Genomic DNA, 13,069 nt, shown 5'->3' with positions numbered 1-13,069 from the left:
TCCCCGCGTGGATGAATGACAGGGTGACCCCTCTCACATCCCTCTGTCGAGGGTGCCTGGTTGCTTTGTACGGGAACCAGTAGCTATGTCGTTCTCGTCTAGCAGCCCGGCCAAGGGTTCACACGGGACACTGGTAGATGGTTCGGACAGCGCGGGGGTTCCCCGCGCCGCATGGAGGAGGCATCGGTGGCGGGCGAGTCCCCCGACAAGTCGGAGCAGCAGCAGTCGTCGGGAACGACTCGGAACGAGCGCGATCCGCGGCTCGACGTCTTCCGTGAACGGACCGGCGGGGATTCCGTACCGGAGGCCGGTGCGGACTCCGCTACGGACGCCGGCTCGGGCTCGGCTGCCGGCGCGGATTCGGTCACGGGGGCCGGCTCGGCCGCCCGTGCGGACTCCGGTACGGACGCCGGTTCGGACTCCGGTTCGGACGCCGGTACGGCGGAGGAGCCGGCGTCCGCCGATGCCGCCGGAGAGCCCGACGCCGGCCCGGACGAGGACGCGGGGGCGGCCCCGGAGGCCGCCGAGAGCGCTCCGAAGGCCGCTGAGGCCCCGGAGACCGCCCCGGAGAGCCCGGAGGAGACCGCGGACGGCCCGGAGGCGGCCACGGACGCCCCGGGGACCGCTACGGACGCCCCGGAGGCGGCCACGGACGCCCCCGAGGCCGGGGAGGCCGCGGAGGCTGCCGGGCCCGGGGAGGGCGACGCGCGCCTCCGGGCGGCGGTGGCCGCCTGGGTGTCGACGGCCGACGAGGGCGAGAAGGGCACCGACGAGGCCGACGCCCCGGACGAGGAGCCCCGCGTACCCCGCTCCCGCGAGGAGGAGCCGGAGGAGAAGCCGGGGACCGGCAAGAAGCCGGAGCCCGCCACCGCCGCGGAGCCGGAGCCCGAGCCCGCCGCCGAGGCGGAGAGTCCGGCCGACAACAAGCCGGCCGACAACAAGCCGGCCGCCGACAAGCCGGCGGTCGCGGCAGCAGCCGAAGCCGCCGAGTCGGCCGCCGCCGAGCCGGCCGACGACGACGCCTCCGGTGGGAAAAAGCCCGCCGACGAGCCCCCCGTCGACCAGCCCACCGCCGTCTTCAAGGCTCCCCGCCTGCCCAAGGTCGACCAGCCGACCACCGCGCTGAAGATCAAGCGGTCGCCGTCGGGGGAGCCCGTCGCCGCCGAGACCGAGTCGCTCACCGAGCGCACCAGCCAGTTCGTGCCGCTGCGCTCCGACGACGTACGCGCGGCGCCGACGCCCGCGCCGCGCAGGCCCGAGAGCCCCGCGCCGGCGTCCGGCGTCCCCGCCCCCGCCGCCCTGAGCGGCGCTGAGCGGACCCGGCAGCAGCCGATGCCGCCGAAGCCGCCGCTCGACCTGCTCGCCGAGCTGACGAACACCCCGCCGCCGCCGGAGACCCCGGTCCGCACGGCGGTGCGCAGGGTCAAGATCTGGACACCGCTCGTCCTCCTCCTGCTCCTCGTGTTTGCGATCGTGCAGATGGTGCGTCCGCTGCCGGACCCGTCGCTCGCGATGACCGCGAAGGAGACGTACACCTTCGGCGGCGGCGAGCTGAAACTCGACTGGCCGTCGCAGGGACAGTCGGCCGTCACCGTGGACGGCGTCGGCTCGCTCGGTTCGTCCGGGGCGCAGAAGCCCGCGCCGATCGCGAGCGTCGCCAAGATCATGACGGCGTACGTGGTCCTCCAGGGCCACCCGCTCTCGGGCAAGGACGAGGGCGAGAAGATCACGGTGGACCAGCAGGCCGAGGACGAGTCCAAGGCCGAGGACGAGTCCACCGCGCCGATCAGCAAGGGACAGCAGTTCACCGAGAAGCAGCTGCTGCAACTGCTGATGATTCCCTCCGGCAACAACGCGGCCCGCCTCTTCGCCCGCTGGGACTCCTCCTCCGAGGCCGCCTTCGTCGAGAAGATGAACGACGAGGCGAAGAAGCTCGGTATGACCCGCACCACGTACACGGACCCGAGCGGTCTGAAGAAGACGACCGTCTCCACCGCCGCCGACCAGCTCAAGCTGGCGCGCGCCGTCATGAAGAACGAGGTGTTCCGCGAGATCGTCGACACCCCGCAGATCAAGATCGACGGCGTCGACACGATGATCTACAACAACAACACCCTCCTGCTGAAGCCCGGGGTGAGCGGGATCAAGACGGGTTCGTCCACTCCGGCCGGCGGCAACCTGATCTGGTCCGCCAACACCGTGGTGGACGGCAAGAAGCTGTGGATCTACGGCGCGGTCATGGGCCAGCAGGCGGGAACGGGCCAGCCGTACGACAGCCTCGTGATGTCGCTGGACAACAGCCTCAAGCTGATCGAGGGCGCCCAGGCCGCCGTGACCTCCGCCAAGGTGGTCCACAAGGGCGACGTCGTCGGCTACGTGGACGACGGCTTCGGCGGCCGCACACCGCTGGTCGCCACCGCCGACCTGAAGGCGAAGGGCTGGCCGGGTCTGAAGGTGGAGCTGTCCGTCGAGGGCAACGGCAAGAAGATCTCCCGCAGCATGAAGGCGGGCACCGAGGTGGGTGTGGTGACCGTGGGCAGCGGCACCGGCAAGGTCAGCGCGCCCGTCGCCCTCCAGCAGGACCTGTCCGACCCGACGTTCGGCCAGAAGCTGACCCGCGTCGGCTGACGGCCGCGGTGCGGGGCGCCCCCACGGCGCCCCGCACCCCCCTCCGGGCCGCCCGCCCGTTCCGAACGCCGGAACGCGCCGCGTGTTAGCGTCCCGGGGGGCAACGCGCGGACCCCGGAGCGCGTCTTTCGCCCCATGAGACCCGAGCGGGAGAGCCGGCCGGAACCAGGCTTCCGGGATGGGACGGGGAGAGACGCAGTGACCACTGCCGAGCCGACACGGGCGGACGCCGACACCGGCGCCACGGACCCCGCGCAGGCGAAGCGCCGCAGCGACGGCCAGGGGACCCCTCGGGCGCCCGGCCGGTTCGACGGGCTGAAGCAGCGCGTCCTGCGCCACCCGGTCCTGCTGACGACCGCGGTCGCCGCGGTCGCCCACATCCTGTGGTTCTTCTTCTTCGCCAACAGCGGCGGCGACATCGCGGCCCAGGACGCCTGGGCCGAGTTCGTCGGCCGGCACCCCGGCACGGCGTACAACCTCGCCTGGTACGGGGGCATGCACCCGGTCTCGTACAGCGTCGTCTCGCCGTATCTGATGTCCCTGCTCGGCGTGCGCACGACGATGATGATCGCCGGCACGGTCTCGGCCGGGCTGACCTCGCTGATCCTTTACCGGGTCAAGGCGGTCCGCAATCCGCTGGCCTGCTCGATGGCGGGCGTCTTCGCGTACCTGTGCAACGCGCTGTCGGGCCGGGTGACGTTCGGGCTCGGCATGATGTTCGCGGTCGGCGCGGCCGCGGCCGTGTTCTGCTGGCCGCACCGGTGGCGCTACAAGCGGTGGGCGAAGGCGGCCGTCGCCGCGCCGCTCGCCGGCCTCGCGACCGCCGGGAGCCCGGTGGCGGGCCTCTTCCTCGGCGTCGTCGCGGCCGCGCTGTTCCTGAACAAACGGCGCCCGGGCGCGTACGCGCTGGGCCTCGCACCGGTCGCGGTGGTCGCGCTGTCCGCCTGGCTGTTCCCGTTCTCCGGCACCCAGCCGATGTCGGTCGCGACCCTGTCCGGACCGTTCATCTTCGCGTGGCTCGTCTTCTTCCTCGTACCGTCCGACTGGAAGACCGTACGCACGGCCTCGGCCGTGTACGGGACCGGGACGCTGCTCACGTACGTCGTCGATTCGCAGATCGGCTCCAACGTCTCGCGGATGGCGATGCTGTACGCGGGCATCGTCCTGCTGGCCGCGCTGCCGTTCACCGCGCCCCGCTCGCGGCGGTGGTACGCGCTGGTCATCGCATTCGTCTCGTTGAACGCCTGGATCGGCTTCAAGGGCGTCGACGACATCGTCAGGACCGCCCCCACCGCCTCCTGGACCCGCTCGCTGGCCCCCCTGGTCAACCAGCTCCAGAAGGTCGGCGCCGAACGCGGCCGGGTCGAGGTCGTCCCGCCGAGCAGCCACCGCGAGGCGTCCGCGCTCCCGGGCTCCGTCAACCTGGCCCGGGGCTGGAACCGCCAGGCAGACATGAAGCGGAACCCGCTCTTCTACGACGACACCCTGGACCCCATCAACTACCGGCAGTGGCTCGACCGCTGGGCGGTGCACTACGTGGTGCTGCCGCAGGGCGACCCCGACTACAGCGGCGCCCGCAAGGAGGCCGAACTCGTCGGCAAGGGCCTCTCCTACCTGAAGCTGATCTGGTCCAACGAGGACTGGCGGCTGTTCGAGGTGGACAGCCCGGTCCCGCTGGCCGACCCCCCGGCCACGGTGGAGCGCGCGGGCGAGGGCGAGCTGACGATCCACGTCAAGAAGGCGGGCCGGGTCCTGATCCGCATCCCGTACTCGCGCTGGCTGGCCGTCGTGGACGAGGAAGGCAACGGGGTGGAACGCCCCCAGGAGACCGAGGCGTCCGAACAGCGGGCGGACGAGAGCACCCCGAGGACGTTCGTCAACGAGAACGGCTGCCTGATCAAGGTGGACGAGGACGAGGAAGGCGACGAATGGACGGAACTCCTGGCCCCGCGCCCCGGCACGTACCGCCTGGGCGCCCCCTACCAGCTCCCGCCGGGGACGCCGTGCCCGGACGAGCTGCGATGACGGACGCCGTACGCGCCTCCTGGCGGAACACGACGCACGACTGGGCGGCCGAGGTGGACCACGCCCACCTGGAGGCGGTCCGCCGGGACCCGGAGACGTACGCCCCCGGCGGGGTCCGCCACCTGATCCTGGAAGTCCTCGCCTACGCGGCGGACGAGGCGGAGGCCACCGGAACCGGCCGCGCCGTCGTCACGCTGCACCCGGACGGCTCGGTCTCCGTCACCGACGACGGCCGGGGCACCGACACCCGCCTCGACGCGGCGGGCCGCCCGGTGAAGAAGCCGGTCATGGCCACGAAGGACCTCCGCTTCTTCGACGCGTCCGACGCCCCGTCCCTGCCCGACGGCCACCCGCGCCGGGGCATGTCCGTCGTCGCCGCGCTCAGCGACCTGCTGACCCACACCAACCGCCGCGCCAATGGCAGCTGGGTCCAGCGCTACGAGCACGGCGTCCCCGTGACGGACCTGGACCCGCTCCCGGACGACGGCACCACGGGCACCCGGATCCACTTCCGCCCGGCCGCCGGCCTGGCCGGAGCGGCCGGCACCGGACTGACCGACTGGCCCGACCACCTCACCGTCGAGGTGCGGCGCTGACGAGCGCGCCGGATCAGCCGGGCACCGCCGCCGCCGCGAGGTCGTACACCGCGAAGTCCGTCACGGGCCGGAAGCCGACGCGCTGGTAGACGCCGTTGCTCGTGGGGTTGGCGAGGTCCGCGAAGAGCAGCACCTCCTCCGCCCCCTCGGCGAGCGCGGCGAGGCCGGCCTCGACGGTCGCGGCGCCCGCGTAGCCGCGTCCGCGCAGTGCGGCCGGGGTGTAGACGGCGGCGACCCGGATCTGCCCGGCGACCAGGGCCGTGAGCCCCGCCATGGACACGGGCACCCCGCCGGGGGTCTCCCAGAAGGTGATCCGACGGTCCGCGATGTGCCGGTCGGCCCAGGCGCCGGGATCCTGGAGGCCGCTCTCGCCGATGTCCCGCACGAACTCCGCGTACCACCGCGCCAGGAGTCCCCGGTCCTGTCCGTCCGCGATCCGGCTCCGCCCCTCCGGCGCCGGCTCGGGCCGTCGCAGCTCCCCGAGCCGGTAGAGCCGCGTGCGCTCGTGGAGCCGCGGCGCCGTCCCCGTACGCGCCCGCCACGCCTCGGCGAACGCGGCGGCGGTCGCCTCGTCCGCGTTGACCCCGGGGACGGGGTCGCCCACGGCATGCAGATGGGCGGCCAGCGAACCGGCCTCCTCGGGCGCGAGGGGCGTGACGACCAGCCGGTGGGGCGGCGTCCGGAAGTAGGCGGCGCGCACCTCGCCGTCCTGTTCCAGCACCCCGAAGACCGGTGCCTCGTCCCCGTACACCCGGGGCCCCCGCGCGCGCAGCCCTTCGCACACGGTCAGGGGGACGGTGTGCGGAACGGGACGCGACCGCAGGAAGTCGCCGGCGCGGGCGAGGAAGGAGTGAACGTCGGGAAAGCGGTGCCACGTCGAGGTGTTCATGGCCCATCCTCCCGTGACGGGGGAGGGAAGCGCCTGCGATTTCCGGCTGTCTACTCGACGTCGATCCCGTACTCCGTGACCAACTCCTCAAGACCGCCCCGGTATCCCTTGCCGCCGGTGACGAACTCCCAGTCCCCGTTGGCCCGTCGGCGGAAGGAGCCCAGGACGAGCGCGGTCTCGCCCGGCCGGCCGTCCGAGACGTCCAGCTGGTCGAGCGGGGCGCGCTCGGCGTCGAGCAGCCGTATCCCGGCGTCGGTGAAGCCGGACAGGTCGGCGCCGGGGTTGGCGACGGGGTCGAGCACCAGCCGGTCCGCGCGCGACGGGAGCGCGTCGAAGCCGACCTGGAGCGCGGCCTTGTCGGGTGCCACGGGGATCAGCGCGCGCACCGAACCGTCGGGGGTGCGCGGGTTGTTGAAGAACACGAAGTGGTCGTCGTCCAGCACGCGGGTGCCCCGGCAGACGAGCGCGCAGACGTCCAGGGCGACGGAGCCGGACCAGTACATGCCGAGCACGTTGTGGTCGCCGTCGCGGTTCTCGTCGTCGCGGATGTCGTCGTCCGGGGCGGTCCGCTGGGCCGGGACCGGCCGCTCCCCGCCGCCGAGGCGCCCGCGCAGCCCGTGCCGGTGCAGCAGGTCGACCAGCTCGGAGCCCGGGACCAGCTCCAGCGGCTTGCCGTTGGCGAAGGTGTGCGAGCCGGGGCCGAACGCGGAGGTGGTGACAAGCACGCCCTTGTTGGCGCCGGTGTCCTGGACCGTCCCGTACAGATCGCGGACGGCCGTCGGCGGCACGGTGTTGCGGTAGCGCTTCACCTGGACGACGATCTTGCCGCCGCGTATCGGCGTCGGGTCCAGTGCGTCCACGTCGACGCCCCCGTCGTTGGAGCGCTGCGTGGTGACGGCCTGCATGCCCATCGCCCGGAAGAGCTCGGCGACCAGCGCCTCGAAGGCGAGCGGGTCCATCTCGTACAGGTCGGGCTCCTCGTCGCCGCCATGGGTCACGACCCCGTTGCCGACGTCCTCGGGGACCCGGCCCGGCCGCACCGCGGCGTACTGGTCGGGACGCGTGGACAGCTGCCCGCGCAACCCGTCCACCAGGCAGTTCACCGCGTTCACCTGCTCCAGGTGCAGCTCGTCGAACTCCGCCCGGGTCGCCATGACCGTGCCGAGGAACATCGGCATCCGCCGCCCGGTCGCCGGGTCGTGGTCGTCCACGAACCCGTTCAGCGCGACGGACTCCAGCGCGCCGAACTCGTCGGCGGCGAAGAGATCGCGCAGGACGAGCAGCAGGCACTGGGCGAGCACGTCCCGGTACAGGGCCCGGCGCTGCGTGACCGGCCGGGGCGACTCCTTCTCCTGGTCCGCGTTGATCAGGTACCGCACGGACTTCGCCTCGGGGACGACGTCGTACCGGGGCAGCTCCCAGTTCAGCACCAGCTGCCGCGCGCCCGAGTCGTACGCCGCCGACACCTGCCGGGGCAGCTCGTCGGGCCAGCCGGTGGAGGCGTAGAGCGCGGCGGAGAAGTACTCCACGGCCGCATCGGCGTCCCCGGCGCGCAGTCCCGCGGTCATCTCCGCGATCCCGGCGTTGTGGAGCCGGATCTCCGCCAGCCGCGCGTCCGCCCACTCCTGGTACTGCCGCTGATACGTGGCGAACTGCGCCTGCCGCTGCGCCTCGGCCGCCTGCGCCGCCTGCCAGTCCCGCTCGAACCGGGCCCGCGCCTCCGCCTGCGCCTGAGCCCGCCGCCCCGCGGTCCACCCGCCGCCCTGCGCCTCGTACCGTGCGGGGTCGGGCATGGGCACGGGGTGCGCCAGCGGCCCCGGCGCGAACGGCTCGACCAGCTCCGGCCGGGTCAGCGCCGACGCCCGGAACGCCGGCGCCCGGCACCCGGCAGCCAGCAGCCCCCGCAACGCCTCGACCCGGTCGTCCAACTCGCGCGTGCGCCGCCGCGCCTCGGCCTCACGCTGTTCCCGGTAGGCGGCCTTCTGCTCGCGCTGACTCCGGGCGACCTCGCGCTGATACGCCCGCTGCGCCCGCTCCTGGTCCCGCTGATACCGGGCTTGCGCCTCCTGTTGCCGCTGCTGCTGCCGCTGCGCCTCGGCCCACACGGCGACCAACCCATTGGAGCGACGACTCATCCCGCCCAGGCCCTCCCCCACAGCAGTGATGGCGCCACCTTAATCCGCGACGGGCCCGGGGCCCACGCAGTTGGCGGGGTTCGGGCAGAAGTGGGGGAAGCCGAAGGTGCGAGGATGACGCCATCCTTCGCGTGGACCTCATGGAGGCTCTGATGCCGCTCGCGCCGCTGCCGTACATCGACGAGCACGAGACGGTGATCGAAGCGGCGGCCGAGGCCGTCTGGCGAGCCCTGAGCGAGACCCTGGTCCGCTCCTTCGGGGGCCGGGGCGCGACCGCCTACGCCCGCTTAGTCGGCGCCTCCGACCGCACGGTCTCCGGCCCCCTCCCCCTGACCGAGGGGTCGACGCTCCCCGGCTTCCGGGTCACGGCCGCCGCCCGCCCGCACGAGCTGACCCTGTCGGGCGGCCACCGCTTCTCGACGTACACCCTGACCTTCCGGCTGGAAGCGCTCACCCCCACCCGCTCCCGCCTGCGCGCCGAAAGCCGGGCCGCCTTCCCCGGCCTGCCCGGCACCGCGTACCGCCACCTGGTCATCACGACGGGCGGCCACGCGCTGGGCATGCGACGCCTCCTGACGGCGGTCCGCCACGGCTCCGAGCAACGCCGAACGCCGACTCGGCCGAGCCCGTAGCCGACGCCGTCCCGGGCAACGTCGAGTCCGACGGCCACGGCTCGCTCATCACTCCGGTCGTCCCTACAACCTTCCGGCCCTTCCAGAAGTCTGAAAGAGCTGATTCGATCTTGATTCCTGGGGGGAACACATGAGAAGACGCACCCTCTCGGTGCTGTGCGCACTCGGCGCACTCGGTGGCGCGCTCGCGACTCCGACGGCGGCACAGGCGGCCGACCCGCTTCCGGGGAGCCTCTCGGTGCGGACCGACGAGACCCGGATCTACGTGGACTTCGGTACGTTCACGCTGCCGAAGGACCTGAAGGTACTGCTGCGCAAGCCGGGCACCGACACCCCGGTGGCGACCATCGACGAGTTCGAATTCCTGGAGGACCCGGACCCCTGCTCGCCGTCCTGCCAGGACGACACCGGTGAGACCACCGTCGGGACCACCCCGCTGCGCCTGGCGGACCTGGGCCAGTACGCGGTGGACGTCGAGTACGACGGTACCGAGGGTGAAACGATCCTCCACAAGGACGAGGCGGTCTTCGACTACCACCTGATCCCGCAGGTCAAGGCGTTCGAGGTGAGCGGGAAGCCGGACGTGGAGCACAAGACGGTGACCGTCAGGGCGGACGCGACGCTGCGCGACCCGCGCGACGGCGCCGAGACGCCGATGGCGAACGGCCGGCTGGTGCTGGAGACGACCGCGGCGAAGACGGGACTGACCACCGACGCCGCAGGGCATGTCGAGAGCTCCTACACCTTCACGGGCACGGAGAAGCACGACCTGGAGACGTATCAGAACGACGTCAAGGTGGTCCTCCGGCCGGCCGGCGCGGACGCCGCGCACGGTCTGACCCGCCAGGTCGAGGTCGGCTTCACCGTGACCGACATCACGCTGGACTCGTCCACGGTGCGGGGCGCGGACGGGACAGACGCTCCCCTGACCGGCCGGGCCACCTACAAGGACAACAACGGCGTCTCCAAGCCGGTCCCCGTCGGCACGCTGATGTCGGTGTACAACGTGCGGTCCTTCAGGACCGGGGAGGACGGTCGCTTCACCACCCAAGTCCCCGTCTACGGCACCCGACAGCAGAAGATCGCCCTCCACGGCACGCCGTGGCTGTCCACCACGTACATGCCCGTCAGCCCCGACCCCACGACGAGCGCGGGCTTCCACAGGGTGCCCACGGTCACCGTCAGCCGGTACAAGAAGGTCACGGTGTCGAGCGTCTTCGACCGCTACGACCTCCCGGCCTCGACGACCCTGAAGGTGAACCTCCAGTTCAAGGCGAAGGGCACCACGACCTGGGTCACCAAGAAGACCATCGACAGCCCCGCCGTCGCGGGCGACAGCTCCCGCACCGTCAAGGCCGCGGACCTGCCCTACCAGGGCGTGGGCGTCTGGCGGTTCCAGTTCCCCGGCACTCAGCAGATCCCGGCCGGGGACGCCCCGGAGTCGTACATCGTGTCCCGCCGGACGACGGCCTTCCCGGAGTTCAACGCGAACCCCGAGCCGGTCAAGGCGGGCGCCCCCCTCACGATCACCGGCAAGCTCGACACGCAGAACGAGGACAACGGGCAGTGGTCCGCGCTCGCCGGCGCGCGCATCGACATCTACTTCCGCGCGAAGGGCACGACCACCTGGGGCAAGGTCGGCGCCGCCGCGACGGGTGCTGACGGCAGGTTCAAGAAGACCTTCACGGCGGCCAAGGACGGCGACTGGCAGGCCAAGTACGACGGCGACGACTGGAGTCACTTCTCCGGCGACAGCCGCCTGGACTTCGTGGACGTCCAGCTCGCGCCCCGAGGCTCTTCCGGGAAGCTGGCGGGCGGGGATGCCACGCGGCGCGGAAGCGACGCGGCCTCGACGCGACGCTCGGCGTCCCGCCGGTGACAGCACTCCGGAGGACCCCAGCGCCGTGAGCGGCGCCGGCGGCGCCGCGGCCCACCGGGGCTCCCGCACACACGCGTGCGGATACGGCGCCCGCTCAGCACGGGTGTCCCGCGCGTCCCCCGCGGGCCGGGGTGTCGAGGCAGGTCACGAGCCGCAGCAACCGCCCGGCGGAGCCTCCTCGACAGTGGCCCCGACGGCCACCGCGGCAGGGGCGCCGAGCTGGATGAGCCGGGGCGCCGGGGCGCAGCATCCGCCGTCCCGGTCGGCCTCGGGGGCGTCGAAGAGGCCGGCGCCGCCGCACACCCCGGTCTCGGGCAGGGTCAGTTCGACGCGGTCGGCCGCGTCGAGGTCGCCGGCGAGCGCGGCGGCCACGGAGCGGACCTGCTCGTAGCCGGTCATGGCGAGGAACGTCGGGGCGCGGCCGTAGGACTTCATCCCGACCAGGTACAGGCCCTGTTCCGGGTGGGAGAGCTCGCGGTGGCCGTGCGGGTAGACGGTGCCGCAGGAGTGCTGGTTGGGGTCGATCAGCGGAGCCAGCTCGACCGGCGCCTGGAGGCGCTCGTCCAGGCCCAGGCGCAGCTCGTCCAGGAAGGACAGGTCGGGGCGGAAGCCGGTCAGCACGATGACCTCGTCGACCGGGTCCAGACGTCGGCCGTCCTCGCCGGCCAGGACCAGGCGGCCGTCGCCGGCGCGCTCGACGGCCTCGGTGCGGAATCCGGTGACCGCGTCGGCGTGCCCCTCGTCGACTGCGGCCTTGGCCGCCAGGCCCAGGGCGCCGCGGGCGGGCAGTTGGTCGGCTTCGCCGCCGCCGAAGGTGGAGCCGGAGATGCCGCGGCGCAGGACCCACATGCCCTTCGTTCCCGCGCCGTCGTCGGACTTCGCGAGGTCGGCGAGGGAGGCGAGGGCGGTGAAGGCGGAGGCGCCGGAGCCGATGATGGCGGTGCGCCTGCCCGCGTAACGGGCCCGGACGGCGGGGTCCTTCAGATCAGGGACGCGGTAGGTGATCCGGTCGGCGGCGGCCTTCTCGCCGAGCGCGGGCAGCCCGCTGCCGCCGGCCGGGGACGGCGTGGCCCAGGTACCGGAGGCGTCGATGACGGCGCGTGCGAAGAGGCGCTCCTCACGGCCGTCGGCGTGGACGACGTGCACGACGAACGGCTGCCGCTCGCGGTCGGCATCCACGATCCGGTCCCGGCCGGTGCGCGAGACACCGGTGACGGTGGCGCCGGTGCGTACACGGTCCCCGAGGGCGTCGGCCAGGGGCCGCAGGTAGAACTCCGCCCAGTCGCCGCCGGAGGGGTAGGCGGCCGGGTCGGGCCGTGTCCAGCCGGTGGGTGCCAGGAGCTTCTCGGCCGCCGGGTCGACGACCTCGCCCCAGGGGGAGAACAGGCGCACATGCGACCACGCGCGCACCGCGGCGCCGGCGGCCGGGCCGGTCTCCAGGACCAAGGGCTCGATGCCCCGGTCGACCAGGTGGGCGGCGGCGGCCAGGCCGGTGGGGCCGGCTCCGATCACGCCCCGCCCGCCCGGGCGGGCATGGGGCGGCCGGGCAGCGAGGAGTGCTCGGCCGGGGAGAACAGGTGCAGCGAGTCCCACATGTGCTGCCACGACCCGCCCCGCCCCGCCGCCGCGTCCAGGATCACGAAGTCCAGGCGCCGGCGGCGCAGGTGGTAGCCGGCGGCGAGCCCCGCCTGGCCACCACCGACCACCACCACATCCGTCCGCCGGGTCATGAGGCCGTCGTCACCGCGTCGGGGGCGTACCGCTTGCGCCAGGCGAGCGCGACGTGGACCAGGCCGATCAGCACCGGTACTTCGATGAGCGGGCCGACGACTCCGGACAGGGCCTGGCCGGAGGTGACGCCGAAGGTGGCGATGGCGACCGCGATGGCCAGCTCGAAGTTGTTGCCCGCCGCGGTGAAGGCGAGGGTCGCGGTGCGGTCGTAGGCCAGGCCCAGGCCCTTGCCGAGCAGGAACGTGCCGAAGAACATGACGGCGAAGTACACCAGCAGCGGCAGCGCGATCCGGGCGACGTCCAGCGGCTGCGACGTGATGGTCCTCCCCTGGAGGGCGAAGAGGACGACGATCGTGAACAGCAGCCCGTACAGCGCCCACGGGCCGATCTTCGGCAGGAACCGCCCCTGGTGGCGGGCCTGATCGCCGAGATCGCCCCGACCGAGCCGGAGGCGGCGGCCTGAGCCGGCCGCGAGACGCCGCCGCGAGCACGAAGGCCCTCCCGCCCGACGGGCGGAAGGGCCTCTGACCTGGTGTTTCTCTGTGCCCCCGGCA

8 protein-coding genes and 2 pseudogenes are annotated in these 13,069 nt (G+C 73.1%); 5 read left to right on the top strand and 5 right to left on the bottom strand.

Translation table 11 applies throughout. The features are described from left to right. Positions 1-186 precede the first annotated feature (186 nt). From G3I41_RS28450 to G3I41_RS28440, 3 genes are all read left to right on the top strand, one after another. Complete coding sequence (locus tag G3I41_RS28450) at positions 187-2,628, top strand: serine hydrolase (RefSeq protein ID WP_164403259.1); 2,442 nt, start codon at positions 187-189, stop codon at positions 2,626-2,628. A gap of 198 nt (positions 2,629-2,826) precedes the next feature. Then, positions 2,827-4,653: an MFS transporter gene (locus G3I41_RS28445; RefSeq protein WP_164403240.1), complete on the top strand. Its 1,827-nt coding sequence runs from the start codon at positions 2,827-2,829 to the stop codon at positions 4,651-4,653. Next, positions 4,650-5,249, top strand: coding sequence for an ATP-binding protein (locus tag G3I41_RS28440; protein ID WP_164403239.1), 600 nt, complete (start codon positions 4,650-4,652; stop codon positions 5,247-5,249). Before G3I41_RS28445 ends, G3I41_RS28440 begins: the two co-directional genes overlap by 4 nt. Before the next feature lie 13 nt (positions 5,250-5,262). Here the strand turns inward: G3I41_RS28440 and G3I41_RS28435 are convergent, their stop codons facing one another. Both G3I41_RS28435 and G3I41_RS28430 read right to left on the bottom strand, forming a co-directional pair. Next, positions 5,263-6,138, bottom strand: a complete 876-nt coding sequence (locus G3I41_RS28435) for a GNAT family N-acetyltransferase (RefSeq protein ID WP_164403238.1) — start codon at positions 6,136-6,138, stop codon at positions 5,263-5,265. A 50-nt stretch (positions 6,139-6,188) separates the two neighbouring features. After that, positions 6,189-8,273: a restriction endonuclease gene (locus G3I41_RS28430; RefSeq protein WP_203601774.1), complete on the bottom strand. Its 2,085-nt coding sequence runs from the start codon at positions 8,271-8,273 to the stop codon at positions 6,189-6,191. A gap of 152 nt (positions 8,274-8,425) precedes the next feature. Between G3I41_RS28430 and G3I41_RS28425 the strand changes: the two genes are divergently transcribed. Further along, entirely contained in the window at positions 8,426-8,905 is a 480-nt protein-coding gene (locus G3I41_RS28425) for a hypothetical protein (protein ID WP_203601773.1), read from the top strand. 130 nt (positions 8,906-9,035) lie between these two features. Next, positions 9,036-10,784 (top strand): hypothetical protein, encoded by a 1,749-nt coding sequence (locus G3I41_RS28420; protein WP_164403236.1) that lies wholly within the window; start codon positions 9,036-9,038, stop codon positions 10,782-10,784. Between the two features lie 144 nt (positions 10,785-10,928). On the opposite strand, the gene G3I41_RS28415 is transcribed toward G3I41_RS28420, so the two are convergent. The 3 genes and pseudogenes from G3I41_RS28415 to G3I41_RS28405 form a co-directional block, all read right to left on the bottom strand. Then, the gene (locus G3I41_RS28415) at positions 10,929-12,296 is read right to left on the bottom strand and encodes an NAD(P)-binding domain-containing protein (protein WP_164403235.1); all 1,368 of its coding nucleotides are present in this window, start codon (positions 12,294-12,296) and stop codon (positions 10,929-10,931) included. Between the two features lie 11 nt (positions 12,297-12,307). Next, a pseudogene (locus G3I41_RS28410) lies at positions 12,308-12,514 on the bottom strand (FAD-dependent oxidoreductase); the annotation flags it as partial. Next, a pseudogene (locus tag G3I41_RS28405) lies at positions 12,511-12,930 on the bottom strand (arsenical-resistance protein); the annotation flags it as partial. The pseudogenes G3I41_RS28405 and G3I41_RS28410, both read right to left, overlap by 4 nt. Positions 12,931-13,069: the final 139 nt, after the last annotated feature.

The sequence above is a fragment of the Streptomyces sp. SID9727 genome (assembly GCF_010550605.1).
Taxonomy (GTDB): Bacteria; Actinomycetota; Actinomycetes; order Streptomycetales; family Streptomycetaceae; genus Streptomyces.
The sequence above is the reverse complement of the archived record's forward strand: the minus strand, read 5'-3'. Positions and strand labels throughout refer to the sequence as shown.

Excerpts from the sequence above, each read along its gene's own strand:
- G3I41_RS28430 (WP_203601774.1), bottom strand. The coding sequence starts at position 8,273 with ATGAGTCGTCGCTCCAATGGGTTGGTCGCCGTGTGGGCCGAGGCGCAG.
- G3I41_RS28435 (WP_164403238.1), bottom strand. The coding sequence starts at position 6,138 with ATGAACACCTCGACGTGGCACCGCTTTCCCGACGTTCACTCCTTCCTC.
- G3I41_RS28440 (WP_164403239.1), top strand. The coding sequence starts at position 4,650 with ATGACGGACGCCGTACGCGCCTCCTGGCGGAACACGACGCACGACTGG.
- G3I41_RS28420 (WP_164403236.1), top strand. The coding sequence starts at position 9,036 with ATGAGAAGACGCACCCTCTCGGTGCTGTGCGCACTCGGCGCACTCGGT.
- G3I41_RS28425 (WP_203601773.1), top strand. The coding sequence starts at position 8,426 with ATGCCGCTCGCGCCGCTGCCGTACATCGACGAGCACGAGACGGTGATC.